At 59.9% G+C, this 23,895-nt stretch carries 27 protein-coding genes; 15 read left to right on the forward strand and 12 right to left on the reverse strand.

Annotated features, from left to right (window positions below; genetic code table 11):
- Positions 1-449: RNA-guided endonuclease IscB (gene iscB, locus H8Z83_RS17355; RefSeq protein ID WP_187016205.1), on the reverse strand; the 449-nt coding region annotated here is incomplete at its 3' end.
- Positions 450-1,011: 562 nt separating this feature from the next.
- Here iscB and acpP point away from each other — a divergent pair.
- From acpP to H8Z83_RS17420, 13 genes are all read left to right on the forward strand, one after another.
- Positions 1,012-1,242: an acyl carrier protein gene (acpP, locus tag H8Z83_RS17360; protein ID WP_187016206.1), complete on the forward strand. Its 231-nt coding sequence runs from the start codon at positions 1,012-1,014 to the stop codon at positions 1,240-1,242.
- A 62-nt stretch (positions 1,243-1,304) separates the two neighbouring features.
- The gene (accB, locus tag H8Z83_RS17365) at positions 1,305-1,724 is read left to right on the forward strand and encodes an acetyl-CoA carboxylase biotin carboxyl carrier protein (protein WP_187016207.1); all 420 of its coding nucleotides are present in this window, start codon (positions 1,305-1,307) and stop codon (positions 1,722-1,724) included.
- A complete protein-coding gene (accC, locus tag H8Z83_RS17370; RefSeq protein ID WP_187016208.1) occupies positions 1,718-3,103 on the forward strand; it encodes an acetyl-CoA carboxylase biotin carboxylase subunit in 1,386 nt (461 codons plus the stop codon). The genes accB and accC overlap by 7 nt, the downstream gene beginning before the upstream one ends.
- Before the next feature lie 3 nt (positions 3,104-3,106).
- Positions 3,107-3,964, forward strand: coding sequence for an acetyl-CoA carboxylase, carboxyltransferase subunit beta (gene accD / locus H8Z83_RS17375; protein WP_187016209.1), 858 nt, complete (start codon positions 3,107-3,109; stop codon positions 3,962-3,964).
- Positions 3,957-4,766: an acetyl-CoA carboxylase carboxyltransferase subunit alpha gene (locus H8Z83_RS17380; RefSeq protein ID WP_187016210.1), complete on the forward strand. Its 810-nt coding sequence runs from the start codon at positions 3,957-3,959 to the stop codon at positions 4,764-4,766. Before accD ends, H8Z83_RS17380 begins: the two co-directional genes overlap by 8 nt.
- Complete coding sequence (locus H8Z83_RS17385) at positions 4,763-5,710, forward strand: beta-ketoacyl-ACP synthase III (protein WP_187016211.1); 948 nt, start codon at positions 4,763-4,765, stop codon at positions 5,708-5,710. Before H8Z83_RS17380 ends, H8Z83_RS17385 begins: the two co-directional genes overlap by 4 nt.
- Before the next feature lie 16 nt (positions 5,711-5,726).
- Complete coding sequence (locus H8Z83_RS17390; protein WP_187016212.1) at positions 5,727-6,668, forward strand: nitronate monooxygenase; 942 nt, start codon at positions 5,727-5,729, stop codon at positions 6,666-6,668.
- Positions 6,659-7,732, forward strand: coding sequence for an NAD(P)H-dependent flavin oxidoreductase (locus H8Z83_RS17395; protein WP_187016213.1), 1,074 nt, complete (start codon positions 6,659-6,661; stop codon positions 7,730-7,732). The genes H8Z83_RS17390 and H8Z83_RS17395 overlap by 10 nt, the downstream gene beginning before the upstream one ends.
- Positions 7,729-8,670, forward strand: coding sequence for an ACP S-malonyltransferase (fabD, locus tag H8Z83_RS17400; protein WP_187016214.1), 942 nt, complete (start codon positions 7,729-7,731; stop codon positions 8,668-8,670). The genes H8Z83_RS17395 and fabD overlap by 4 nt, the downstream gene beginning before the upstream one ends.
- The gene (gene fabG, locus H8Z83_RS17405; RefSeq protein WP_187016215.1) at positions 8,667-9,410 is read left to right on the forward strand and encodes a 3-oxoacyl-[acyl-carrier-protein] reductase; all 744 of its coding nucleotides are present in this window, start codon (positions 8,667-8,669) and stop codon (positions 9,408-9,410) included. The genes fabD and fabG overlap by 4 nt, the downstream gene beginning before the upstream one ends.
- 13 nt (positions 9,411-9,423) lie before the next feature.
- Positions 9,424-10,665: a beta-ketoacyl-ACP synthase II gene (gene fabF, locus H8Z83_RS17410; protein WP_187016216.1), complete on the forward strand. Its 1,242-nt coding sequence runs from the start codon at positions 9,424-9,426 to the stop codon at positions 10,663-10,665.
- Position 10,666: 1 nt separating this feature from the next.
- On the forward strand, positions 10,667-11,098 hold the full coding sequence (gene fabZ, locus H8Z83_RS17415; protein WP_207732088.1) for a 3-hydroxyacyl-ACP dehydratase FabZ: 432 nt from the start codon (positions 10,667-10,669) through the stop codon (positions 11,096-11,098).
- A 327-nt stretch (positions 11,099-11,425) separates the two neighbouring features.
- A complete protein-coding gene (locus H8Z83_RS17420) occupies positions 11,426-11,812 on the forward strand; it encodes a competence type IV pilus major pilin ComGC (protein WP_256435361.1) in 387 nt (128 codons plus the stop codon).
- Positions 11,813-12,044: 232 nt separating this feature from the next.
- Here H8Z83_RS17420 and H8Z83_RS17425 read toward each other — a convergent pair whose 3' ends face one another.
- From H8Z83_RS17425 to H8Z83_RS17440, 4 genes are all read right to left on the reverse strand, one after another.
- Positions 12,045-13,244: an ATP-binding protein gene (locus H8Z83_RS17425; RefSeq protein ID WP_187016218.1), complete on the reverse strand. Its 1,200-nt coding sequence runs from the start codon at positions 13,242-13,244 to the stop codon at positions 12,045-12,047.
- A gap of 312 nt (positions 13,245-13,556) precedes the next feature.
- Positions 13,557-14,333 (reverse strand): hypothetical protein, encoded by a 777-nt coding sequence (locus H8Z83_RS17430; protein ID WP_187016219.1) that lies wholly within the window; start codon positions 14,331-14,333, stop codon positions 13,557-13,559.
- 148 nt (positions 14,334-14,481) lie between these two features.
- Positions 14,482-15,741 (reverse strand): sensor histidine kinase, encoded by a 1,260-nt coding sequence (locus tag H8Z83_RS17435; RefSeq protein ID WP_187016220.1) that lies wholly within the window; start codon positions 15,739-15,741, stop codon positions 14,482-14,484.
- Positions 15,738-16,475 carry a LytR/AlgR family response regulator transcription factor gene (locus H8Z83_RS17440; protein WP_187016221.1) on the reverse strand — a complete coding sequence of 246 codons (738 nt, stop codon included), beginning with the start codon at positions 16,473-16,475 and terminating at the stop codon, positions 15,738-15,740. The genes H8Z83_RS17435 and H8Z83_RS17440 overlap by 4 nt, the downstream gene beginning before the upstream one ends.
- Before the next feature lie 266 nt (positions 16,476-16,741).
- On the opposite strand from H8Z83_RS17440, the gene H8Z83_RS17445 reads away from it, so the two are divergent.
- Both H8Z83_RS17445 and H8Z83_RS17450 read left to right on the forward strand, forming a co-directional pair.
- Positions 16,742-17,080 (forward strand): LPS biosynthesis protein, encoded by a 339-nt coding sequence (locus H8Z83_RS17445; RefSeq protein ID WP_187016222.1) that lies wholly within the window; start codon positions 16,742-16,744, stop codon positions 17,078-17,080.
- Positions 17,081-17,249: 169 nt separating this feature from the next.
- Positions 17,250-18,353, forward strand: coding sequence for an SLC13 family permease (locus H8Z83_RS17450; protein ID WP_187016223.1), 1,104 nt, complete (start codon positions 17,250-17,252; stop codon positions 18,351-18,353).
- Between the two features lie 275 nt (positions 18,354-18,628).
- Here the strand turns inward: H8Z83_RS17450 and H8Z83_RS17455 are convergent, their stop codons facing one another.
- From H8Z83_RS17455 to rhuM, 7 genes are all read right to left on the reverse strand, one after another.
- Positions 18,629-20,335, reverse strand: coding sequence for a phosphodiester glycosidase family protein (locus H8Z83_RS17455; protein WP_187016224.1), 1,707 nt, complete (start codon positions 20,333-20,335; stop codon positions 18,629-18,631).
- Positions 20,336-20,524: 189 nt separating this feature from the next.
- The gene (locus H8Z83_RS17460) at positions 20,525-20,770 is read right to left on the reverse strand and encodes a hypothetical protein (RefSeq protein WP_187016225.1); all 246 of its coding nucleotides are present in this window, start codon (positions 20,768-20,770) and stop codon (positions 20,525-20,527) included.
- 18 nt (positions 20,771-20,788) lie between these two features.
- Complete coding sequence (locus H8Z83_RS17465; RefSeq protein WP_187016226.1) at positions 20,789-21,154, reverse strand: DUF4186 domain-containing protein; 366 nt, start codon at positions 21,152-21,154, stop codon at positions 20,789-20,791.
- On the reverse strand, positions 21,141-21,416 hold the full coding sequence (locus H8Z83_RS17470) for a hypothetical protein (protein ID WP_243185118.1): 276 nt from the start codon (positions 21,414-21,416) through the stop codon (positions 21,141-21,143). The genes H8Z83_RS17465 and H8Z83_RS17470 overlap by 14 nt, the downstream gene beginning before the upstream one ends.
- Positions 21,417-21,490: 74 nt before the next feature.
- The gene (locus tag H8Z83_RS17475; protein ID WP_187016228.1) at positions 21,491-22,486 is read right to left on the reverse strand and encodes a hypothetical protein; all 996 of its coding nucleotides are present in this window, start codon (positions 22,484-22,486) and stop codon (positions 21,491-21,493) included.
- A gap of 267 nt (positions 22,487-22,753) precedes the next feature.
- Positions 22,754-23,227, reverse strand: a complete 474-nt coding sequence (locus H8Z83_RS17480) for a DUF3991 domain-containing protein (RefSeq protein WP_187016229.1) — start codon at positions 23,225-23,227, stop codon at positions 22,754-22,756.
- A 122-nt stretch (positions 23,228-23,349) separates the two neighbouring features.
- Entirely contained in the window at positions 23,350-23,634 is a 285-nt protein-coding gene (gene rhuM, locus H8Z83_RS17485; protein WP_366464550.1) for a RhuM family protein, read from the reverse strand.
- Positions 23,635-23,895: the final 261 nt, after the last annotated feature.

Consider the following 23,895-nt stretch of genomic DNA (forward strand, 5'->3'; position numbering starts at 1 on the left):
ACGGGCAGGATGCGGCAAACCCTCTTGATTGAGGTGATGTGCTCTTGGATTTTGACCTCCACAGAAGGCGCCAACCATCCCTTGTGCTTGCTGCGGACTCGGTTATCGAAGCGCGGCTTACGATACCGGGTCTTGCGGTTTCTCCGGGCTCTGCGGAACTCTCGACGGGTGGATAGCAAATCCACCACGTCATTTCGAGGTTTTACTTCTGCGGAGAGCAGCTCCTCTTTTGTAGTAGATGCCGACATTCCAATGGTCTTACTTCCGGCATCCACACCCAGAATAACTTCTTGGGTATAGCCGCTGCTTCCGTAGACCAGCTGGATGGTAAAGGGCGTCCTCTTCTTCACTTTGGCTTTCCCGGCATCCAGCAGATGACGGGCTTTTGCCGGGGAGCAGGGCATCAGCGGACGCCCGTGCTTGTTGATGACATACACTTTGTTTGGCATGATGCCTTCCTCCTTCTTCTTTGATTGTTGCTAACGAAAAAGCCACGCGGCCTTTCGGCCGTCAGGTATCCGTACCCAATGTTATCTCAAGGTTTTCGTGTGCAACACTGCTCCTTACCCTCAGAGCTTTTAATCACACACCGCAGTGCGGCAGGTTCGGATTCACGCCCACCGGTGCCTATTCTTACATTCTTGAGTAACGTAGTGCTCGAAACACTTAGGGTAGTCAATCAGGGCTTACGATTTCTCGCAAAACCCCTCCAAATCGTTAGATTTGGTGGGGGTTATTGACAGCGTTCCTTTCCCCGGAGCCTGTGCCCGGTCGAGAAATAGTTGCAGATACATCTTTCTGATTGGATGATAGTACATCCAGTTTTCCCTGTCAACAAAAAACTGGCTTGCAGCCCCCTCTTTTTCCGATGTTGCAAATTGTTCATAATTTTTTTCTTGACATTGGGAGGGGCGTCCGCTATTATATAGTTCAATTCTTTTAGTTAAATTATTTTAAGTAAATGTTTTTAACTAACAAGAGCCGACTTTCACCGAAACAAGGAGATATATCATGGAATTTGAAAAAGTGCGTGACATTATTGTCGAGACTCTGGGCTGCGACGCCGAAGCCGTGACCCCCACCGCTTCTCTGGCTGACGATCTGGGCGCCGATTCTCTGGCTGCCGTGGAGCTGGTCATGGCCCTGGAAGAGGCCGTCGGCATCTCCATCGCCGAGGAGGACGCCGCCAACCTGAAAACGGTGGGCGACATCATGACCTATCTGGCCGCTCACAAGAATTAACGTGCGTCCGCCGGAGGGTACAGACCCTCCGGCGGTCCAGTTTTGCGAGGAAAGGATATTCCATGACCAATCAAGAACTGAACGACCTGCTGGCCCGCTTCGAGGGAAGCTCCCTGTCCAAGCTGAAGCTGTCCACCCAGGAATTTACCATAGAAATGGAGCGGGCCGTCTCCGCTCCCGCCGCGCCGGTGATCCCGGCAGCGGCTGCTGCCCCGGCGGCTCCCACAGCCGCCGAACCGGAGGGCGATGCCATCACCGCCCCCATGGTGGGCACCTTCTACGCCGCCTCCGCCCCGGAACAGCCCCCCTTTGTGCAGGTGGGCGACCGGGTACGCAAGGGCCAGCCCGTCTGCCTGCTGGAGGCCATGAAGATGATGAGCGAGATCCCCGCCCCCTGTGACTGCGAGATCACAGCGGTTCTGAAGGAAAACGGCGCGCTGGTTTCCTTCGGGGAGCCTCTGTTCCGCTATCAGCCATGCTGAAGCGGGTATTGATCGCCAACCGGGGGGAGATCGCCCTCCGGGTGCGGCGGGCCTGCCGGGAGGCGGGCATCGAGACGGTCTCGGTGTATTCTCAGGCGGATGCGGAGGCCCTCCACGTCCAGTTGGCCACCCGGTCCGTGTGCATCGGCCCCGCCAAAGCGGCGGACAGCTACCTGAATCCCCAGGCGCTGCTCTCCGCCGCCCTGGCCACCGGCTGCGACGGTCTGCACCCCGGCTACGGGTTCCTGTCGGAAAACCCGGAATTTGCCGACGCCTGCGCGGAAAACGGCATCACCTTCATCGGTCCCTCCGGGGACGCCATCCGGAAGGCCGGCTCCAAATCCGCCGCCCGAGACCTGATGCGCGCCGCCGGGGTTCCCGTGACTCCCGGCTCCGACGGGCCGGTATCCTCCGTGGAGGACGCTCTGGCCGTGGCGGAGACGGTGGGCTATCCCGTTTTGCTGAAGGCCAGCGCCGGTGGCGGCGGCCGGGGCATCCGCCGCTGCGACAGCGCTAAAGACCTGCCCGACGCTTATGCCGCCGCCAAAGCGGAGGCCAACGCCTGCTTCGGAAACGACGAAATGTATCTGGAAAAGCTGGTGCTGGAACCCCGGCACATCGAGTTTCAAATTCTGGCGGACCGGCAGGGCCACGTCATCCATCTGGGAGACCGGGACTGCTCCATCCAGCGCCGGAACCAGAAGCTCATTGAGGAAGCCCCCGCCCGGTGCCTGACGCCGGAACTGCGGGAGGAGATGGGCCGGGCCGCCGTGAAAGCGGCGCAGGCCGTCCGCTACGAGGGCGCGGGCACTGTGGAATTTCTGCTGGACAGCGACGGACAGCATTTCTACTTTATGGAGATGAACACCCGGATCCAGGTGGAGCACGGCATCACAGAGATGATCACCGGCGTGGATCTGGTGCGTCAGCAGCTGCGCATCGCCTCCGGTCTGCCCCTTGACCTGACCCAGGAGGACGTGACCCTCACCGGCCACGCCATCGAGTGCCGCATCAACGCCGAGGACCCCACGGCCAATTTCCGGCCCTGCCCCGGCAAGGTGGAATTCCTCCACTTCCCCGGCGGCCCCGGCGTTCGGGTGGACTCCGCCCTCTATAACGGCTGCACCCTCTCCCCCTATTACGATTCTCTGGCCGCCAAGGTGATGGTCCACGCCCCCACCCGGCTGGAAGCCATCCGCAGGATGCGCCGCTGTCTGGAGGAATTTACCTTAGAGGGCTTCCCCACCAACGCGGAGCTGTCCTATGAGCTGCTGTTCCACCCCACCTTTGTCCGGGGGGGCTGCACCACCGCCTTTCTGGACCGGAGCCTGCCGGAGCTGCTGGAATTCAGCCGCCGGGTAGACGATCACAAAGGATAATACATGGAAAACATTTTTGCGAAACGCCGGGCGCGGCTGCTGGCCATGAAAGCCATGCGGGAGAATTACGTCCCCGGTGAAAAGTTAGTCACCTGCCCCCATTGCGGCGGGGAGAGCCAGCGGAAGGACGTGGCGGAGGCGCTGTCCGTCTGCCCCCTGTGCGGCTACCACTTCCCCATGGGGGCCTATTACCGGCTCAGCAGCGTACTGGACCCCGGCTCTTTCCGGGAACTCCACGAAAAGCTGACAGCCGGTGATCCCCTCCGCTTCCCCGGCTACGGGGCCAAGCTGGACGGCGCCCGCCGGAAAACCGGCATGAACGAGGCGGTGGTCACCGCCACCGGCGCCATCGGCGGCGTCCGCTGCGTGGTGGGCGTGCTGGACAGCCGCTTTCTCATGGGCAGCATGAGCGCCGCCGTAGGGGAAAAGCTGACACTGGCCATCGAGTACGCCGGAAAAAACAAGCTGCCCCTGATCCTCTTTGCCGCCAGCGGCGGGGCCCGGATGCAGGAGGGCATTTTGTCCCTCATGCAGATGGCGAAAACCAGCGCGGCTCTGGCCCAGTTTTCGGAAAAGGGACTGCTGTACATCTCCGTTCTCACGGACCCCACCACCGGCGGCGTCACCGCCAGTTTCGCCTCGCTGGGCGACATTATTCTGGCCGAACCCGGCGCGCTCATCGGCTTCGCCGGGCCTCGGGTCATTCAGCAGACCATCGGCGAGACCCTGCCGGAGGGCTTTCAGCGGGCGGAGTTTCAGATGGAGCACGGCTTTGTGGACGCGGTGGTTCCCCGGAAGGATCTGCGGGACACCCTCATCCGTCTGCTGAAGCTCCACGGGAAAGGAGAACGCCATGGCTGAGAAAACCGCCGCGGAGCGGGTGGCGCTGGCCCGCCATCCCCAGCGGCCCAACATCACGGATTATATCGACGGTCTGTTCACCGATTTCTTTGAGCAGCGGGGCGACCGGGCCTGCCGGGAGGACCCCGCCATTTTAGGCGGCATCGCCCTGTTCCACGGGCGGCCCGTCACCGTCATCGGCACCCGGAAGGGCAAAACGCTGGAGGAAAACCTCCGGTGCAACTTCGGGATGCCGGGGCCGGAGGGCTACCGCAAGGCGCTGCGGCTCATGAAGCAGGCGGAGAAGTTCCGCCGCCCTATATTTACCTTTATCGACACCGCCGGGGCCTATCCCGGTCTGGAGGCCGAGGAGCACGGTCAGGGCGAGGCCATCGCCCGGAATCTCTTTGAGATGAGCCGTCTGACGGTGCCGGTCATCGCCGTCGTCACCGGAGAGGGCAACAGCGGCGGCGCGCTGGCGCTGGCTGTGGCTGACCGGGTGCTGATGCTGGAAAACGCCGTGTACGCCATTTTGTCCCCGGAGGGCTTCGCCTCGATTCTGTGGAAGGACGCCCAGCGCTCCGGCGAGGCGGCGGAGCTGATGAAGCTCACCGCCCCGGAGCTGAAAAAGCTGGGGGTCATCGACGGCATCGTCCGGGAACCGGAGGGCGGCGCGCAGATCGACCCCAGCCGGACGCTGTGGAATCTGGATCGGGCGCTGACCGCCTGTCTGGAACCCCTGCTGAAGGAAAGCGCCGCCAGCCTGACGGAACGGCGCTATCAGAAATTCCGCGCCCTTGGCCGCGGGAAGGAGGACGCATGAACGGGATCAAGCTCCGGGGCACAGGCCGCTGTGTCCCTGCCAATACCGTCACCAATGACGATCTTTCCCGGCTGGTGGATACCAATGACGAGTGGATCACCGCCCGCACAGGCATCCGCAGCCGCTACCGCTGTGAAAAAGAGACTCTCACGGAGCTGTGCGTCAGCGCCGCACGGGACGCCCTGCACATGGCCGGGATCACCCCGGCGGACATCGGCGTGTGCATCGTGGCCACCGTCTCGGCGGATACCGTGGTGCCCGCTGCCGCCTGTTTGCTGCAGCGGGCGCTGGGTCTGCCAGAGGATACTCCCTGTTTCGACCTGAACGCCGCCTGCACCGGCTTTGTCTACGCCCTGCACACTATGGAGTGCCTGCTGAATGCCTCCCCCCGGAAATTCGGTCTGGTGGTGGGGGCGGAGGCCCTCAGTAAAGTGGTAGACTGGACGGACCGGGGCACCTGCATCCTCTTTGGAGACGGCGCGGCCGCCGCCGTGGTGGAGTGCCGGGAGGGCTGGCCCTCCATCGGGGCCGTGCTGGGCAGCCGGGGGGACGACGTTCTCCTGCGTCTGCCGGGCCTTGGCCGGGGAGAGCCAAACGTCCTCTCCATGGAGGGGACGCAGGTGTTCAAATTCGCCGTGGAGACCGTTCCCGCCTGCATGGACGCCACGCTGAAAAAAGCTGGACTGACCCCGGCGGACATCGACTTCTTCGTGTTCCATCAGGCCAACGCCCGCATCATTGACCTGGCGGTGCGGAAATATCGCATTCCGCCGGAAAAATACTACAAAAACATCGACCGTTACGGCAACACCGCCGCTGCCAGCGTCCCGCTGGTCCTCAGCGAGCTGGTGGAGCAGGGCCGCGTGGGTCCCGGCAGCCGCCTGCTGCTGACCGCCTTTGGCGGCGGTCTTACCTGGGGCGGCGCGGTGCTGGAAATGGCGTGAAATTGAGGAGTACACTATGAAAAAACTCAACGAGCTGCTGGGGACGGAGTTCCCCATTATCCAGGGCGGCATGGCCAACATCGCCACAGGCGAATTTGCCGCCGCCTGCTCTAACGCGGGGGCCTTGGGCGTCATCGCCACCGGCGGGATGCTGGAGGCGGACCTGCTGCGCCAGCAGATCCGCATCTGCAAGAGCCTGACGGACAAGCCCTTCGGCGTGAACCTGATGCTGATGAACCCCTGCGCCGACGAAATGGCCCAGATCATCATAGAGGAGGGCGTTCAGGTGGTGACCACCGGGGCGGGCAGTCCCGGCAAGTACATCCCCGCGTGGAAAGAGGCCGGGATCAAGGTGCTGCCCGTGGTGGCGGCCTCCATCCTTGCCAAGCGGCTGGTGAACCAGGGAGCCGACGCCATCATCGCCGAGGGCATGGAGTCCGGCGGCCATGTGGGGGAAATGACCACCATGGCGCTGGTGCCGCAGGTCATCGACACGGTGGACGTCCCCGTCATCGCCGCCGGCGGCATTGCCGACGGACGGCAGGCGGCAGCGGCCTTCGCGCTGGGGGCCTGCGGCATTCAGGTGGGCACCTGCCTGCTGACAAGCCTCGAGTGCCCCATCCACGAAAACTACAAGCTGGCCCTTCTGAAGGCCAAGGACAGCGACACCACCGTGACGGGCCGCTCCATCGGCGGGCCGGTGCGGGTGCTGAAAAACAAAATGGCCCGGGAGTATCTCGCTCTGGAAAAGCGTGGAGCCACGCTGGAGGAGCTGGAACACGTCACCCTCGGCGGTCTCCGCCGCGCGGTGTTCGAGGGAGACATGGAGCGGGGCAGCGTCATGGCCGGTCAGGTGGCCGGTATGCTCCATGAGATCAAGCCCCTGCGCCAGATCTTCGAGGAGCTGTACACCGGCAGTCAGGCTGTTTTGAAGGCCACGGAGGCAGCATGGCAGTAACGATCCGGGGAAAGACCCTCCCCCTCCCCATTTTGCAGGGGGGCATGGGCGTGGGCATCAGTCTGGACGGCCTAGCCGGGGCGGTAGCCGCCTGCGGCGGCATGGGGACCCTCTCCACCGCCCTCTGCGGTTTTCAGGAGCCGGATTTCGCCAAGCGTCCCTTTGAAGCCAACCTCCGGGCGCTGGACCGGCAGGTCCGCCATGCCAAAGTTTTGGCCCACGGTGCGGGGCTGATCGCCGTTAACGCCATGGTCGCCACCACCCAGTACGCCGACAGCGTCCGCACCGCTCTCCGGGCGGGGGCTGACGCCATCGTTTGCGGCGCGGGACTGCCCAAGGAGCTCCCCGCGCTGGCCTCCGAAGTTTCCGACAGTGACGCCGCCATTGCCCCCATCGTCAGCAGCGGTCGGGCGGCGGGGCTGCTGTGCAAGCTGTGGGACCGGCACTATGGCCGCATCCCCGACTTTTTGATCTTGGAGGGGCCGGAGGCCGGGGGGCATCTGGGCTTCTCCCGGCAGGATCTGGACGCGCCCCCCTCCCTTTCCGACCTTTTGCGGGAGGTCCTGACCGCCATCGCCCCCTTCCGGGACAAGGCGGGCCGGGACATTCCGGTTTTCGTAGCCGGCGGCGTGAAAAACGGCGCAGACATGGCCCGCTACATGAAGGAGGGCGCTGCCGGGGCGCAGTTCGCCACCCGGTTCATCGCCACGGCGGAGTGCGACGCCTCCGAGGGCTACAAGCAGCGGCTCTTAGCGGCAAAGGCTGACGACATCACCCTGGTGAAAAGCCCCGTGGGGATGCCGGGACGGGCGCTGCGCAGTCCCCTGATCCGGCGGGTGGAGGCCGGCACCCAGCCGTCCCCGGAGCGGTGCGTGAAGTGCATCGTCACCTGCGACGGCAAAAACGCCCCCTACTGCATTTCCAAGGCCCTCATCGCCGCCCGGAACGGCGATTGGGAGAACGGCCTGTTTTTCTGCGGAGCCGCCGGCGGCGAGGTGAACACCCTCTCCACCGTGCCGGAGCAGATGGCTCAGATCATGGACGAATGGAGAGCTGCACAATGAAGTTAGGATTTTTATACGCGGGACAGGGCAGCCAGCACCCCGGCATGGGCGCTGACCTGTATGAGCGCTTCCCCACCTTCCGCGCCGTACTGGACAGCGCCGCGGAGCAGGTGGATTTCGATTTGAAGGAGGTCTCCTTCACCGACACGAAGGGCATTCTGAATCAGACTCGCTACACCCAGCCCTGCATGGTGGCCTTCGCCGCAGGCATGACCGCGCTGCTGGCGGAGCGGGGCATCGTCCCCGCCGCTGCCGCCGGACTGTCTCTGGGTGAGTATTCCGCCCTCCATGCCGCCGGGGTCTTTGACGCCGACACCGCCGTGGAGCTGGTGGCCTTCCGCGGCAAAGCCATGGAGGAAGCCGCAGCCGGACGGCCCTCTGCCATGGTAGCGGTGCTGGGGCTGGACCGGGCGGCCTTGCAGGAGGCCTGTGACGAGGCCTCCGCCCACGGCTGCGCGGTCATCGCCAACTACAACTGCCCCGGCCAGCTGGTCCTCGGCGGCGAGAAGGCCGCCGTGGAGGCCGCGGCGGCTCTGGCAAAGGAAAAGGGTGCCCGCCGCTGTCTGCCGCTGAAGGTCAGCGGACCCTTCCACACCCCCCTTATGGCCCCCGCCGGTGACGCGCTGGCGGAGCGGTTCCGCACCGTGGAATTCCGGGAGCCGCAGATTCCCGTGATCTTCAACTGTCTGGGCGCGGAGCGTCCCGACGGCGCTGCCATCCCGGAGCTGCTGGTGCGGCAGGTGCAGAGCAGCGTCTACATGGAGGATTCCCTCCGCCGCATGGCCGCCATGGGGCTGGACGCGCTGGTGGAGATCGGCCCGGGCAAGGCCCTCAGCGGCTTTGTGAAGAAAACCGTCCCGGAGCTGCCGGTGTACGCCGTGGAGACTGCGGCGGAGCTGGAACAGCTGACGGAGACCCTCAAAGGAGCATCGCTATGAATTTTTCTGAGAAAACAGCCGTCGTCACCGGCGGCAGCCGGGGTCTGGGCCGGGCCATCTGTCTGGAGCTGGCCCGGGGCGGAGCCAACGTGATGCTCTGCTACGCAGGCAACGAAGCGGCGGCCAATGAGACCGTTGCCGCCTGCGAGTCCCTTGGAGCCAAGGCCGTGGCCATCCGGTGCGACGTGTCGAAAGAGGACGAAGTGAAGGCCCTGATGGACGCCGCCCTCAAAACCTTTGGCCACATCGACATTCTGGTGAACAACGCGGGCATCACAAGGGACGGCCTGCTCATGATGATGAAGCCGGAGGACTTTGACGCCGTCATCGCCGCCAACCTCCGGGGCGCCTTCCTCTGCATGAAGGCCGTGGCCCGGCAGATGGTGAAGCAGCGCTATGGCCGCATCGTGAACCTCTCCAGCGTGGTGGGTCTCCGGGGCAACGCCGGACAGGTGAACTACGCCGCCAGCAAAGCCGGCGTCATCGGTATGACCAAATCCCTGGCTAAGGAGCTGGCGGGACGGAATATCACCGTCAACGCCGTGGCCCCCGGCTTTATCGACACGGATATGACCGCCGCGCTGACGGAGACCGCGAAAAACGCCGCCCTCGGCTCCATTCCCATGGGCCGCATGGGCACGCCGGAAAACGTGGCCAAGGCCGTGGCCTTTTTAGCGGGTGAGGACGCGGGCTACATCACCGGGCAGGTTTTGGCCGTTGACGGCGGCATGAGTATGTAAGGAGGAACGCGACATGGAACGACGCAGAGTTGTTATCACCGGTCTGGGGGCTGTGACCCCCATTGGACTGACGGCGGGAGAAAGCTGGCAGGCCGTGAAAAACGGCGTGTGCGGCATCGGCCCCATCACCCATTACGATCCCGCCGCCCAGAAGGTGAAGCTGGCGGCGGAGGTAAAGGGCTTCGATCCGGAGGCCCTGCTGGGCCGCCAGGAGTCCAAGCGCATGGGCCGCTTCACCCAGTTCGCCGTGGCGGCGGCCCGGGAGGCCCTGTCCGACGCCGGTTTCTCCGTGGAGCAGGCGGAGGCGGACCGCTGCGGTGTGATCCTCTCCAGCGGCATCGGCGGACAGGCCATCACCGAGGCGGAGCACAGCCGGGGGCAGGAAAAGGGCTTCGACCGGGTCTCCCCCTTCTACGTCCCCACCGCCATCTGCAACATGGCGGCGGGTCAGGTGGCCATCGACGCGGGCTTCCGGGCCATGTGCTCCTGCCCTGTCACCGCCTGCGCCGGGGGCACCAACGCCGTGGGCGACGCGTTCCACTACATTCGGGACGGCTACGCCGAGGTCATGCTCTGCGGCGGCACCGAGGCCTCCATCACGCCCATGTCCATCGGCGGCTTCACCTCCATGAAGGCCCTGACCCAGACGGAGGACCCTGACCGGGCCTCCATCCCCTTTGACGCGGAGCGCAGCGGCTTCGTCATGGGCGAGGGCGCAGGCGTGCTGCTTCTGGAGGAATTGGAACACGCCAAGACCCGCGGGGCGAAGATCTACGCCGAGGTGGTGGGCTACGGCGCTACCTGCGACGCTCACCACATCACCGCCCCTCTTGCGGACGGCAGCGGCGGCGCCAAGGCCATGGCCATGGCGCTGACCGACGGCGGCGTTTCTCCGGAGCAGGTGGGCTACATCAACGCCCACGGCACCTCTACCCACCTCAACGATGCCGGGGAGACCGCCGCAGTGAAAACCGTGTTCGGTCCCCACGCCTATCAACTGGCCATGAGCTCCACCAAGTCCATGACCGGACATATGCTGGGAGCCGCCGGCGCCGTGGAAGCCATCTTCACCGCCCTGAGCCTGCGGGACGGCTTCCTCCCCGCCACCATCCACTATCAGACCCTGGACCCGGACTGCGATCTGGATGTGGTGCCCAACGAGGGCCGTCCGGCGGACATCCGGTACGCCCTGAGCAACTCTCTGGGCTTCGGCGGACACAACGGCAGCCTGCTGCTGAAGAAATGGGAGGACTGACATGGGCTTGCAGTTAAATTCCAATGAGATCGCCGAGATCCTGCCCCACCGCTACCCCTTCGCGCTGGTGGACCGCATCACCGACGGGGAATCCGGCGTGTGGGCCAAGGGTATCAAGTGCGTCAGCGTGGGCGAGCCGTTTTTCTGCGGCCACTTCCCCCAAAAGCACGTCATGCCCGGTGTGCTGATCTTAGAGGCGCTGGCCCAGGTGGGGGCCGTGGCGATCCTATCCCTGCCGGAGAACCGGGGGAAGATCGCCCTGTTCGGCGGCGTGAAAAACGCCCGGTTCAAGCGGCAGGTCATCCCCGGAGACGTTCTGGAGCTGGAATGTACCCTCACCAAGCGCCGGGGGCCGGTGGGCATCGGCGCCTGCACCGCCACGGTGAACGGCGAGACCGCCTGCACCGCGGAGCTGATCTTCGCCATTCAGTGACGGCCTCTCCCCTTTCGGATGCTCAAGCTTGTTATTCCAAATTACAGCACAGCAGCGGCAAATTGCCGCTGCTGTTGTTCATTTACGGATAGATGTCCGCCACATTCCGTCCAATGATCCTGCAAAGTGCCTGTTTTCTTCACCAAAATGCACAAAATTTAAAAATTTTGCCGCAAAGAATTGACAGCGGCAGGCGCTATTCATATAATAAAAACTCCGACCCGGCCCACACCTGAATCGAGAGTCGGGCAAAACAGAGCATATACGGCAGGCCCCCTGTTCCCTATGGGCGGCCCACGCCGATACGGTATGGAAAATGGTGGCAAAATGACGAAACAGAGAACGACCCCGACTGCAAAACGGAATCACGGATTTACACTGATGGAGATGCTGATCGTTGTGGCCATCATCGCCGTTCTGGTGGCCGTCGCGATCCCGACCTTCAGTTCACAGCTTCACAAGGCGCGCGTCGCAACCGACTGGGCCAACGTGCGAAGCTATTACGCCCAGCTCCAATATGAGTTCATGGAGACGGGGGAGATCAATAAGGCTTATCTCCATGAATTGGGTACGCCAGGTCTCAACTCTTTCTACCTAAGCGGACAGGAAATCACACTCAAAGCGGGATCTATCTGGATAGCTGAGTGCCCGAACGGATACAACATTCTTTATTACTGTAATGAAGAGCACGGCGGATGCCAATTGGTCCTATGAACTGACCCCGGCAAAGAAGCAGAAAAACCTATTTGCTCCCTTCCCCCGTTGGCAAGAGAGACGAACCCGGGCGCTGTGCTTGCACAGCGCCCGGGGTTTTTGTATCTTTGGCAGCAGATTGAGAGACTCAAGTGAATGAAATGACAAAAAAGCTGCGAAGCAGCGATATCAAGTAGGCTTTTCTAAAATAACATGACTGGGTTCTACGGTTACCGAATGAGCCGAAAGATGATCACCATTGTTCGGCAAGTAGAAAATCCGCGAGGTGAACGATCCGGATGCCGTCCTCGATGCCGGTATCCATCTCGTTGAGGGTAACAACATATTTGGGGTAATGATCGCGGATCTCCATCAGGTTCCCCACTTCGCGGTCCGATGCTTCTGGGATCCGGACGCAGACCTGCACATAAATGCGCTCGTCGCGGCGCGTTGCAACAAAGTCGATCTCCTTTGTATCGTTCTTGCCGATATAAACATCGTAGCCGCGGCGCTTCAATTCGAGGTACACGATGTTCTCCATCGCGCCGTCCAGCATTTTGCGGTTATAACCCAGCAGCGCGTATTTCAGGGAGACATCGGCAAGATAATACTTCTCCTGCGTTTTCAGGATACTCTTGCCTTGCAGGTCATAGCGTTCGCAGGGGTAGATAATAAGCGCCTGCTCCAGCCAGCGCAGGTAGTTGTAGATACTCTCCACCGAGACCTTGCGGTGCTCGCTTTTCAGGAAGGTGGAGATCGAGTTTGCCGAGAAGGTTTTGCCCATATTCTCGATGATATACTTCACCACACGATCAAAAAGATCCTGCTTGTTGATGCGGTGACGCTTGACAATATCGCGGGAGACTACGGTATGGTAAATGCCGTTGACGATCTGATAGGCGCTCTGATCATCGTACTCGCTGAGCGCGATGATCGGAAAACCGCCGAAGCGGATATACTCCTCCAGCAGTTCCCTGCGGGATAAAGTGCTGTCGGCCTTGAAGTCCAGATATTCCTTAAACGACAGCGTATAGACGGGAATGGACACATAGCGGCCCGTCAGATAGGTGGAGATCTCGCTGGACATGAGCTTGGAGTTGGAGCCGGTCACATAGATGTCGGCATCCGCACTTTCCAACAGGCTGTTGACCGCCTTCTCCCAGCCGGTGATTTCCTGAATCTCGTCCAGCAGAAGATAGCAGTGTCCCTTGCCCGCCATGGCAGCGGTCAGCTCGTCATACATCTGCTTGGCGGTGATGTTCTCGGGAATATCCATCTCCGTGTACCGCTTGCAGACGATCTGGTCCTCCCCAATACCGCGCCGCAGCAGTTCCTCTCTCAGCATCTCAAAGATCGTAGACTTGCCGCAGCGACGGATACCGGCAAGTATCTTGACGAGCGGCTTGTCGATAAACGGCTCGATTGCCGCGATATAGTCCGGTCTGTTGATCATCGTATCGCCTCCCTACAGCTAATAGTATACCCAAAATAGTTTGTATACTCAATAACTTTTTAAGGTCTAAAACAAAAAACTTTTCAGTTTGGGCATTCTAAGTGATACGTGGACCACCTTTGGTCATCTCGCCGGTTTCGTCCGTATCCCCTTTCTGTCGGAAAACTGTGTCTTCCGGCAAGTGCTCGTTTCATTTTCAGCAGAGAGACGAACCCGGGCGCTGTGCTTGCACAGCGCCCGGGGTTTTTGTATCTCCAATAGTATTCGTTTTTGCTCGATCAACCTCCGCCGCCATGGCGGCTGGGCCCGACATCAGAAGAGGAACGCTCTCGTCCGCGGCATCCGGCTGAGCGCCATCTGCATGGAACGCACCCAGCCAAAACCGCTCTGGGTCTCCCCCGCGCCGGGGGCGATCATGTGCATCAGCTTTGCGGCCAGCAGATGCAGCTCCTCTGTCTGTTCCCGGTAGGACTTCAGATAATCCTCCGTCCGCGGATAGTTCCGATCAAAGGCCGGAGCGGCGATCCTCGCGTCGAAGGCGGGCTGGTAAGGGTGATCCAAGGTCAGCTCCACCCGGAATTCTCTGACGGGGGCAGGCACATCGAACCGGGGCCGGCGCAGATCGTTGGTCCGCTCCCGTTCCCGGCGCTCCTCGCTGCTCTCGGTCCCCGCGCGGTGCAGGCCATCCATGGCCTCCCAGCGCTCAAATTTCTGGCGCTCCAGATGGAACCGGGCGATCTCCGCCGCCATAACGTTCACCTGGTCGGGCACATCGCTGACGGTGCACTTCAAGGTACCGATGCCGCTTTCAAACAGCGGCGCGCCGTCCTCGGAGATACGGAAGGAGCGCAGCGCCTTCCCCTCCAGGACCCAGCCGTCCTCCCCTACGCGCAGCAGTCCGTGCTCCTCATCCAGAAACAGGGGACCGTCCCCCTGGTCGGCGCGGAAGCAGTATGTGGACTGGAACGCCGCCTGCAAAGCCTGATTCTCCTGAAGCGCGGCGGCGTGCGGCTCAGATTCTGTTAAGGGCCGCTCGTTGACATGTTCGCAGACCGGACAGTTCTCTTTGTTATCACTGAATGCTCCCATCATGGCCCTCCTTTTCTTATCAACATAGCTACGGCTACAGGAAAAGCTGCTGTTGGTTCTTGATATGGTCATGATACACCGGGAAGCATGAAAAAGGGACGTCTCTGCACGAAACGTCCCCAAAATGACATGAAATGTAATTTGGCCGTCAGAGGGAGACCCGCAGGACAAACTTTCCCTCCTTCACGGAGAAGCTGTAAAGCCCGCCATACCGCTCCACAATGGCGCAGATGCTGCTCACGCCGATGCCGTGGCCCGGTCGGTCCGTTACCGGAATTCCATCCTCGAACCGCACGGCCTCCCGGCAGTCGTTGACCACCTGCAAGAAGAATTTTTCGTTTCTCTCGTAGGTCTGTACCTCGATGCTGTCGTCTGCCCCCTTGCAGGCGTGAAGGGCATTTTCCAGCGCATTGGACAGCAGCACGCACAGATCGCTCTCCGAGATGGGCAGGATGTGCGGCAGCACCGCCTGCAGGGAGAATTTCACGCCCTGAGCCTCCGCCCGGGCCGCGAAGGCGGAGAAGATGAGGTTCGCCGCCTCGTTCTCGCAGTAGGTCACCACGCGGGCCGCCTCGATTTCCGCGTTGATCTCGTGAATGTACCGCTGGGCCTGCTCGTACTGTCCGTTTTCCAGACAGCCGGACAGGTATTGCAGATGGTGCCGCAGATCGTGCCGGTAGGCTCTGGTTTTCTGCTGAGATTCCCGGAGAGCTTCGATCTCCCGCACCGCCTGACCGACTTGCAGATTCAGGCTGTTTTGCAGCTGCTCCAGATGGGCCCGGGCCTCCTGCTCCTTCGACAGCCGCGCCAGAAACATCAAATACGCCACGCAGCACACAAAGGGCATGAACTCCACCACAGCCGGATCTCCGTCGGCAAGGAGATTCGTATAGACCCGGGTCAGATAGTCAAAGGCGTAATACAGGGCCGGCGTGCAGCCGAACTGGCACTGGACGGTCACCGAATAGCGGGAAACGGACCGCACTGCCGGTGCCGTCCGCAGCAGCAGGAGCAGCAGTGGCAGCGTCACGATCAGCTCCACCGCATACTGCATCCGATCTCCACCGGAAAACACCCACACGCAGACCAGCGCCAGCCACCGCCGGAGCTGGCAGCAGAGGTAGGCTGTCAGCACAGAGATCACCGGCCAGAGCCGCTCGTGGCTCAGCACGCAGAGGGTGATCGCCAGAGGAAGATGAGTATGGAGGGGGTAGAGATACGGCCCCAGCGCCGGGTCGATCCCCAGATAGACGATCCCCTGGATCAGGAAAATGGCCAGGGTGGAAGCAACCATGCAGCAGACGTTCCGCCGGGTCCACCGGATGTTGCAGAAGGCGGCGGAGAGCACGATGCCGAACAGTCCCACCGCCACGGTATTACACGCATAAAGGATCGTATCCGCCGTCATGTCAGAAACACCTGCTTTCTGCGGAAGGCGTATTCCAAATACAGATCCTTCAATTCCGCGTATTTTCCCCGTGGGACGGGCAGTTCCGCCAGAGAATCCATAGTGATGGTCTTGGGCACGATGGACTTGATGTGATCCAGATTCACCAGATAGGATCGGTGGATCCGCAGGAAATTGTCATGTTCCGTCAACTGCTCGCAGAGATGATCCATACCGCCGCCGCTCTCCAGCACCGTGCCGTCCGTCAAGTGCAGCCACAGGGCCCGGCCCAGCACCTCGCAGTATTCCAGCTTGTCCAGCTCCACCCGGGTGATGCCACTTTTGCAGCGGAGGATCAGGCTCATACTGCCGCTTTTGGCACATTCCGCGATCACGGAGTCCAGCAAGCGGAAAAAACTCTCCTGCCAGATGGGCTTGAGCTGGTAGAAATAGGCCCCCACGGTGTAGGACTCCACGGCGAATTCCGCCGAGGAGGTAAGGAAAATAATTTTCATGCTCTGGTCATACCGGCGGATCTCCCGGGCGGTATCGATCCCGTTCTCCCCCGGCATCATCACATCCAGCAGCAGAATATCAAAGCGGGTCCCCCGCTCGATCTCTGTCAGCAGCTCCAGGGGACTCTGAAAGGCTGCGGAGGTGATTTCCACGTTCCGCTCCACCCGGTAGCGGTCCAGCAGCACCCGCAGCTCACTCAATATGGACAGATCATCGTCGCAAAAGCCAATTTGTATCATGAACGCTCACCTTTTCGGTCTGTGTCGGTTTTTGGGTATCCGTTATCGCAGCTCTGCCACCTGCCTTCATCCGGTCAACCACGAACCGCGGCCGTGACAACGAACTTACTACTTAGTTTAGGTTATCGGCCCAGCTTTGTCAATCGCATTCCCACTCCAAGCGCAGGGAAGTCCGTCATGCAGGAATAGCTTGCGGATCCTGTAAAGCTCTGCTACAATCATTTCACCCGAGCAAAAGAGTAAATGAGTAAAAGAGGGAAACGATCATGAAAATCGATGGAAATGAACTGGCCATTCTGCAAAACGATCTTGATCGCCGTGGGCAAAAGCAGGAGGCATGGAAGATCAAACAGGAGTTTCTGAAGCAGGTCCGGGAGAGCGGGGATCACTGTCCCTGTCAGGAGAAGTGCCCGCACCATGGCAACTGCTTTGAATGCGTAACGCTCCATCGCGGGCATCGTGACCACCTGCCCATGTGTATGTGGGATATGCTGAATGAGCGCATTGCGGCGCTGTCACACATGACTGAGGGAACGCTGTACGAATATGAGAAAAAGCAAGCAGCCTGCACGGATTGCGAGGGCTGCCCCGGCTGCGGCGAATGAGCCAAAGCAGATCATAGCAAGCGCTCGAAGGTCTCCCCTTCGAGCGCTTTTTGGCGGAAAACGCCTTCCGCTCATAAGGAATCCGTTGTAAATCAGGAAGAAATGTGCTATCTTCTTTAGGCAAGTATCCGCGCAGGATTCCTGACAATCCCAAATAAAGGAGCTTTTCATGCATACGATCCGATCCTGGTGCCGCGCTAACGCCATGCTGGTCATCTCACTGCTGGCGGCGGCAGCGACCGCTTTCTTCGTTCCTCCCGACAGCGCATATCTGGGGTATTATGACCTCAAGACCCTCTCCTGCCTGTTCAGCGTTCTGGCGGTGGTGGGCGCACTGCGGGATCTGGATATCTTTTCCGCCCTTTCCCAACGGATGGTGCACACCTTTTCCACCGTCCGGGGCGTATGCACGGCGCTGGTGATCATCACCATGTTCGGCTCCATGCTCCTGACCAACGATACCGCCCTGCTGACCTTTCTTCCGCTGGGCTGGTTCGTCCTCTCCGTCACAGGGCAGGAAAAGCACGCCGCGCTGCTGTTCATTCTCCAGAACTGCGCCGCCAACCTCTGCGGAATGATCACCCCCTTCGGCAATCCGCAGAATCTCTACCTCTTCAGCTATTACGGCATCCCCGCCGGGACGTTCTTTTCCGTGATGCTGCCGCCCTTCATCCTGTCCACCGTCCTCATTCTCCTTTGCTGCCTGCTGTTCCCCAAGGACCGGCTTACGGTGCCGGAGGCGCAGGTCGTCGTAGACCGCCGCCGGGCCGCGGTCTACGGCGGGCTCTTCTGTCTGGCCGTCGCTATGGTGCTGCGGCTGATCCCCTACGGTCCCGGTCTGGCCGTCATCGTTCTGGCGCTCTGGTTTCTGGACCGGCATGCGCTGAAGTCCGTGGACTGGGGGCTTCTGGCCACCTTTGCCGCTTTCTTCACCTTTTCGGGCAACCTTGCCCGGATGGAGCCTGTCCGGATGCTGTTTGTCCGGCTCTTATCCCACGGGACCATGCTGATCTCCGCCCTCACCTGCCAGATCATCAGCAACGTCCCCGCCGCGATCCTCCTAAGCCGTTTCACGCAGAATGCCCGCGGCCTTCTGGTAGGCGTCAACATTGGCGGCGCCGGAACGCTGGTGGCCTCTCTGGCCAGTCTCATCACCTTCCGGGAATACACCCGCCGCGTTCCCGGCGGCGCCAAGCACTTTCTCATCCTCTTTTCCGCCATCAGCTTCGCTTTTCTGGCAGTTCTTCTGGCTGCCATGTCCTTTCTGGGCTGAGCAGCCGGGGCCTGAGCGCCGAAAAACAAACCAGCTACCGCAAGTGAGCGAAAAGGTTTATTTTTGTGGTACTGTCTCCAAGGTCGTGAAAGTCAACGCCGATTCGTTTGTAGAAGAACTGGCCGCAAAGGGATATTGCAATCCGACCCAATTCGAAGCCGTGATCCTTCGGAGAGGTCCGGCAAAAGCTGCCCGCCTATAAAGCCGAACTGCGCCGCTGAGCTGCGGCAATAACAAAGCCCCGGCGCAGAGCGCCGGGGCTTTCGATCAACAGATCAGTGGGCAAAAATTTGCAGGGTCGTCGTCAGTTCCCGTCCCGGGGAGCGGATCAGCTTCCCCTGATAAGCCAGCGCGGTGGAGCCGCCGCCATCCAGATTGACCGCCTCCACGCAGCCCAACTGGAGCATCAGTTCCCGAAGCTGCTGAATGGAAGCGGAGCCGGTGGAGACGATGACCAGCTTGCCGTCCGCCAGCTTGCCAAGGGCGGTGCGGGACGTTACCGCGGAGGTAAAGCGCGCCTCCTGGAAGCCCGGCTCCAGCGTGGTGCAGATCGCGCCGTTTTCAACCAGACGGGGGCCGCCGCTGACCATGGCGGTGATCTCCTCCATGGGGAAGCCGCTGGTGTCGGAATCGGTCAGTCCGGGCGTCAGGGTCACAGACGTTCCCACGGCAGGCTCACGGTACCATGCGGTAGAGGTGAAGTCACTTCCAAATACCATGACGTAGCCGTTGGCGGGGATGGCCACGGTCTCTCCCGCCGTGACAGCTCTGATATCGGTGATAACGCCGCCCGCAACGGTCGTTGCCGTGCCGTCGGCCTTAATGGGTACGCTTCCGCCAAACGCCGGGGTGTAAACCACAGACAGGTCGCTCCCCTGGGTCTTGCTGTTCATTTCATAGCAGGCCCAGGAGTTTCTGCCGCCCCTGACATAGAAAAATACGGCGGGCCGTCCCACATAGACCGCTCCGAAGCCGGTAAATCCGAAAGACGTCAGTCCAGAAACGCCATACAGGAACGTTCCGTCTGCCATAACGTGGCCCACGGGGAATTTATCCTGCCCGGAATAGGCGGCAAAGAAATTCGCATTGACGATCACATCCGCGCCGGAAGCGGACACGATGCTGCTGAAAGGCGCGGAAGCGCCCAGCTTCTGGTTCACCATGGCGGCCCGGACGCTGACGCCGGGGGCGGAGGTGTCCACCGTGATCACATCGGCACTGACGGAGCCGGAGGGCAGCGCGTAGGTCTTTGTCACACGGGACACAGCGCCGGAACTGGCGCTCTGCTCAGGCTTTGGCGCGCCGGTATTCCGCAGAGAGGAATGGACATAGGACTCCTGCCCGCCGCCGATCAGGCCCTGTGCCCGGCCTTCTTCCCATGTAAATACGCCTTTTTTCGCAAGGCTTTCCGCAAGGGTGGCACTTCCGTCAGCCAGAGACGTCGTCAGGGCGCTGACGGACAGATCCACCAGATCCCCGCGATAGAGCGCATACTGCTTTTGGAGGATGCAGTCAGCGCTGGCGCGGGTCATCATGCCGATCTCCACGGCTTTATCCAGCGACGCGGCAAAGGTGAAATCTCCCGCGCCGTCATCGTAGCCCAATGCCCGCAGTAAAAATGTGACATAGTGCTTGAAGCTCAGAGCGCCGTTGGGCTGGAAGGTCGTGGCGCTCACGCCGGTGGTATAGCCCTGCGCGAACGCGTAGCCCGTATAGGCGCTGGACTTTCCGGCCGCCACATCGGAGAAGGGGCAGGGGCCGTCAAAGGACAGCGCGGCGTCCTCCTCGCCAAGCATACGGGTCAGCATAATGATGCCATGCAAACGGGTGGCGGTGCCTCCCAGATCGTAGCCGCTGCCGGTGCCGAGGAACAGCCCCAGCGCGTTAAGCCGGTTGGCGTTGGTCTCGTCCACGGCGGCCCGCGCGGGGACGCTTACGCTCAGAGACAGGACCAGTGTCAAAGCCAGCGCAAGCGTGCGCATACAGTTTTTTACATCGCGTCATAAATTTCGGCTGCCCCTATCCATTGAGAGCAGCCATCCCCCCTTATTGTATTGTCCATATGATACTCCCAATTCCATTTCGCGTTTCCGCATCCTCCCTCCTTTGAAAACGCGGGGGTTGGACAGCCGGGGCCGAAAGATCGAATTGGGATATATGATATGCGAAGATCACAAAAGCATGAGCGGCAAAGCCATGAAAAACGCCGGAACGAGGATCATGACAAGATTCTTCAGAATACGGCCCCTGTCTGCGGGAAGGCCGGAATCGATCTGCTCAATGTGGGAAAAAAGGTCGGAAACCCCAGCGCCCAGACCGGCGAACGCGGCAGCGCCGAAAATCAGATCGTATGCGATCATAGCAGAAACGGAAGCGTCAAAAGGCCAGGAAACCCGCTCCAACCGGCACGGACACATTCCCGCGGCCTCCCCTTCTCACTTCATATCGCAGTCAAGCTGCCGCGCGATCCATGCCATCAGCAGTTTCACGATGCGCTCCTGTTCATTCTCCGTCAGCTCCCGTCCCATCGGGACGTGATACCACTTATGCAGGCATCCACGGCAGCAGCAGGCGCAGGCGTGCTGGGCGATAAACACCGGATGCCCGCGCATCGGCGTCTGCTTGCCGTCATTGGGGATGCTTGCCGGTGCAAGCCGCGTTCTGACGAAGTCGGCAGCGTGGCGCTGAATGGTCTCCATACCCTTGTCCGCTATGTACTGCCTGTCCTGCTCACTCAAATGGAACTTTGCGCGGAAGGCGGATCTTTGCAGACGGGCAAGCGCTTGCTCAACTGTCGCCATGATCCCAGTCCCCACGTCCCCACAGCACAAAGGCCAGCTTTTCCCGCAGTTCCTCGCTGAACCCATCGAGATCCGCAATGGAAATCACGCCGTCAGACAGCAGGCTCAACAGGTTCAGCTCCATATCGCTGCGGCTCATGCGCATCACCACGCCGCCCCGCCTTTTGTCCTCGCGCATACGCTTTTCCAACTCCCAGAACTTCTCGGACGCGGAACCAGTCCCCGAGAGCAGAGCGATATATTCACGGTTCAACCGCTCCATATAGGCTTCCTGCCAGATTGGGAGACGGGATCTGAAAAGTCTCCAGTCAGCTTCCTTAACGTTATCTGCGACACTCATTCCATCACCTTCCATCCCAGCTCCTGTATTTTGCGAACGAGATCACCCTTGTCCATTATTCCGTCAGCAAAGGCCTGCTGAAGGCCCGGACCGAACGAGATGCTTGGAACGCCGGAATTGCCGTGCATATCTGCCAGCTCATTTGGCTTCCAGCCGCGCAGACACCACAAGCGGCTTCCATTGTGATACTGCACGATGAGCCGCATAAGCGTATCTTGCTGCTTTTCCGTCAGGCGGACGCCTACCTCACACAGTTCAATCAGCACATTCTGGATTATATCCGTTGAGTGCAAATAGCCAATATTTTCGGCTCGCCGATGAAACCGCATGATCTTTTCCGCTTCTGTCCCGCTGTATTTTTCCAGCAGAGCGGAATATGTGGCAGGGACTTTTTTATAATACTCCAGATTAAACCGTTCGCTCAAATTGAGGAACGAAAACGCCCTCAGTTTCTTCCCGCGATTTTCGTTGGGATACGCTTTGCGCTGTCTTGGCGCACATTCCTCTGCGGTAGATTCCAGATTTCCGATGAAATCCGCCAGTGATTTTTCCACTGCCGATGCGGACGGTGCCGCATAAGAGAGGAAATTGTCAGGAACACAGTACGGATGATTGCCGAGTCCTTCCATCAACGCATAGAAGGAAAGCATCTTGCCATAACCGGTGCCAATCAGTTCCTTCGATACGATGTGCCGATCCAGATCGTTGTGAGGCTCCTCCGTGTACAGTTCTTCGATTTCGTAAACCTGATAGGGCTGTACCTCCCGGCGGACGATGGCGGAAAAAGCAACGAGATCCTGTCGGCGAATACGGGGCGCTTCGCTTTTTAACTCCTGATAAACCGACCACACATCGCGCAGGGCGATGGCACCATACAGATTCGCGCAGGCGGCAAATAGCGAATGGAGAAAATCGCACGCCTCTGTCGATAACCTAGCCTGCGTGTACAGCCGTTTCAGTGATTTCTCGGACAATGGCTTCGGGTATGACATATACAGTACCTCCGCTTTCTATGTTCAGCGTTCATCCCGGTCGAAACATTTCTTGTGGTATATCTACCATAGCACAGAATCGGGCTAATAAAAAGAGCAAACGTTGCTGATGAGTCTTTATAGGTTTGTTTGCTCCCAAAAAAGAACAGGGGCTTACCACCATTTTAGTATGCGGAAGTAAAAACTTCAACAACGCAATTTTTTAATGGATGAAAAAATGTGGCTGCTATCAATGATAGCGGTCACACTGTTTTCTTCACGGAGAGATTAAAGTTTTTCATAAAAAGCAACACAGGATCTCAAACAGCCATAGGCAGGCTTTCCATGTTCATAACCCACAAATACGCAGTTATGATGCTCGGCGTCCTCATAGAGCTGCCCGTGCTTGATGCAGTGGTTGATGATCTCCGCGTCAATGCCGCGGCTCCGCAGATATGCAAAAACACGCCGGTTGTCGGCGTGTTTGGGTGGGAGGGTAAATTCAGTTTTCGGGAGCGGTGCGATTGGCTCTGATTTGGGCGGCACACGGGGCGGTTCCCCAAGGATACGCTGCACGGCATCCAGAAAGGAAAGCCTCTCCACGCGGGTCAGATAGTCCAGCGCATTCGTGCCGCCGATGTTCCGCGACCACCAGCACCATTTTCCATTGGAGATTTTCAGGCTGTCGTGGGTGCGGGTGGCATAGGTGTCTCCGCCGATATGCACCAGTTCCTCCGGCTCAAACCGCCGCAGGTAGGTCAATAGGTCCATCTCGCGGGCGGTGGCGATCTGGTCTTTTGATAGGTAGGGTATGGGAAATCACCTCCGGGCATCAGAAAAGCCGTCTGCATTTCTGCAAACGGCTTCTGAGTAATATGAATCGCTTATTGATCGCTCTTTTTCAGCATTTTTTGCTCAGCGCTTTCCAATGCGGCAATGTAGTCCTTTTCACCTCTGGATAATTCGGCGGACTGAAGCTCTTTGTATTTTCGGTATTCCTCCTTGGCTTTTTTCTCTGCTGCGGCCGCGCTGATTTTTCCTGCATGAGTCAAGATCTCATGTTTAGAGAGCTTGAGGAATCCATCCAGAGTGTCGATCCAATCGGACATATACATGGGAATGCGGCGGCGTGCCTGCATCTCTGCGAGATCAAGGTAAGCCGATACAATGTCATGATGCCGGGGTCAAAAGTATAGGAAATTTCTGAAAATGGAATAAGCAGCCAACCTTACCACCCCCAAATCTATTGTGTTATAATGGTTATAGATTTGAAGGGTGGTAAGGTTTATGTCATTTAAAGTAAACAGCAGCCAGCAAATATCTTTCAATGACAGTGTATTTTCACTTACTGCTCGCGAAAAAAAGGCACTTGATAATTCATGGGCGAAAATATTTGCGGATGAGATTTTTCCCAATATTGATGAAGAAAG

The sequence above is a fragment of the Dysosmobacter segnis genome (assembly GCF_014297285.1).
Lineage (GTDB): Bacteria > Bacillota > Clostridia > Oscillospirales > Oscillospiraceae > Oscillibacter > Oscillibacter segnis.

What these genes read in the sequence shown, in the direction of transcription:
- H8Z83_RS17455 (WP_187016224.1), bottom strand. Translation starts at nt 20,335, where the DNA reads ATGCGCACGCTTGCGCTGGCTTTGACACTGGTCCTGTCTCTGAGCGTA.
- fabG (WP_187016215.1), top strand. Translation starts at nt 8,667, where the DNA reads ATGAATTTTTCTGAGAAAACAGCCGTCGTCACCGGCGGCAGCCGGGGT.
- fabD (WP_187016214.1), top strand. Translation starts at nt 7,729, where the DNA reads ATGAAGTTAGGATTTTTATACGCGGGACAGGGCAGCCAGCACCCCGGC.
- H8Z83_RS17395 (WP_187016213.1), top strand. Translation starts at nt 6,659, where the DNA reads ATGGCAGTAACGATCCGGGGAAAGACCCTCCCCCTCCCCATTTTGCAG.
- H8Z83_RS17385 (WP_187016211.1), top strand. Translation starts at nt 4,763, where the DNA reads ATGAACGGGATCAAGCTCCGGGGCACAGGCCGCTGTGTCCCTGCCAAT.
- H8Z83_RS17445 (WP_187016222.1), top strand. Translation starts at nt 16,742, where the DNA reads ATGAAAATCGATGGAAATGAACTGGCCATTCTGCAAAACGATCTTGAT.
- acpP (WP_187016206.1), top strand. Translation starts at nt 1,012, where the DNA reads ATGGAATTTGAAAAAGTGCGTGACATTATTGTCGAGACTCTGGGCTGC.
- accD (WP_187016209.1), top strand. Translation starts at nt 3,107, where the DNA reads ATGGAAAACATTTTTGCGAAACGCCGGGCGCGGCTGCTGGCCATGAAA.
- H8Z83_RS17450 (WP_187016223.1), top strand. Translation starts at nt 17,250, where the DNA reads ATGCATACGATCCGATCCTGGTGCCGCGCTAACGCCATGCTGGTCATC.
- H8Z83_RS17380 (WP_187016210.1), top strand. Translation starts at nt 3,957, where the DNA reads ATGGCTGAGAAAACCGCCGCGGAGCGGGTGGCGCTGGCCCGCCATCCC.
- H8Z83_RS17470 (WP_243185118.1), bottom strand. Translation starts at nt 21,416, where the DNA reads ATGGAGCGGTTGAACCGTGAATATATCGCTCTGCTCTCGGGGACTGGT.
- H8Z83_RS17475 (WP_187016228.1), bottom strand. Translation starts at nt 22,486, where the DNA reads ATGTCATACCCGAAGCCATTGTCCGAGAAATCACTGAAACGGCTGTAC.
- H8Z83_RS17420 (WP_256435361.1), top strand. Translation starts at nt 11,426, where the DNA reads ATGACGAAACAGAGAACGACCCCGACTGCAAAACGGAATCACGGATTT.
- H8Z83_RS17390 (WP_187016212.1), top strand. Translation starts at nt 5,727, where the DNA reads ATGAAAAAACTCAACGAGCTGCTGGGGACGGAGTTCCCCATTATCCAG.
- H8Z83_RS17440 (WP_187016221.1), bottom strand. Translation starts at nt 16,475, where the DNA reads ATGATACAAATTGGCTTTTGCGACGATGATCTGTCCATATTGAGTGAG.
- H8Z83_RS17435 (WP_187016220.1), bottom strand. Translation starts at nt 15,741, where the DNA reads ATGACGGCGGATACGATCCTTTATGCGTGTAATACCGTGGCGGTGGGA.
- H8Z83_RS17425 (WP_187016218.1), bottom strand. Translation starts at nt 13,244, where the DNA reads ATGATCAACAGACCGGACTATATCGCGGCAATCGAGCCGTTTATCGAC.
- accB (WP_187016207.1), top strand. Translation starts at nt 1,305, where the DNA reads ATGACCAATCAAGAACTGAACGACCTGCTGGCCCGCTTCGAGGGAAGC.
- fabF (WP_187016216.1), top strand. Translation starts at nt 9,424, where the DNA reads ATGGAACGACGCAGAGTTGTTATCACCGGTCTGGGGGCTGTGACCCCC.
- H8Z83_RS17465 (WP_187016226.1), bottom strand. Translation starts at nt 21,154, where the DNA reads ATGGCGACAGTTGAGCAAGCGCTTGCCCGTCTGCAAAGATCCGCCTTC.
- H8Z83_RS17430 (WP_187016219.1), bottom strand. Translation starts at nt 14,333, where the DNA reads ATGGGAGCATTCAGTGATAACAAAGAGAACTGTCCGGTCTGCGAACAT.
- accC (WP_187016208.1), top strand. Translation starts at nt 1,718, where the DNA reads ATGCTGAAGCGGGTATTGATCGCCAACCGGGGGGAGATCGCCCTCCGG.
- H8Z83_RS17460 (WP_187016225.1), bottom strand. Translation starts at nt 20,770, where the DNA reads ATGTGTCCGTGCCGGTTGGAGCGGGTTTCCTGGCCTTTTGACGCTTCC.
- fabZ (WP_207732088.1), top strand. Translation starts at nt 10,667, where the DNA reads ATGGGCTTGCAGTTAAATTCCAATGAGATCGCCGAGATCCTGCCCCAC.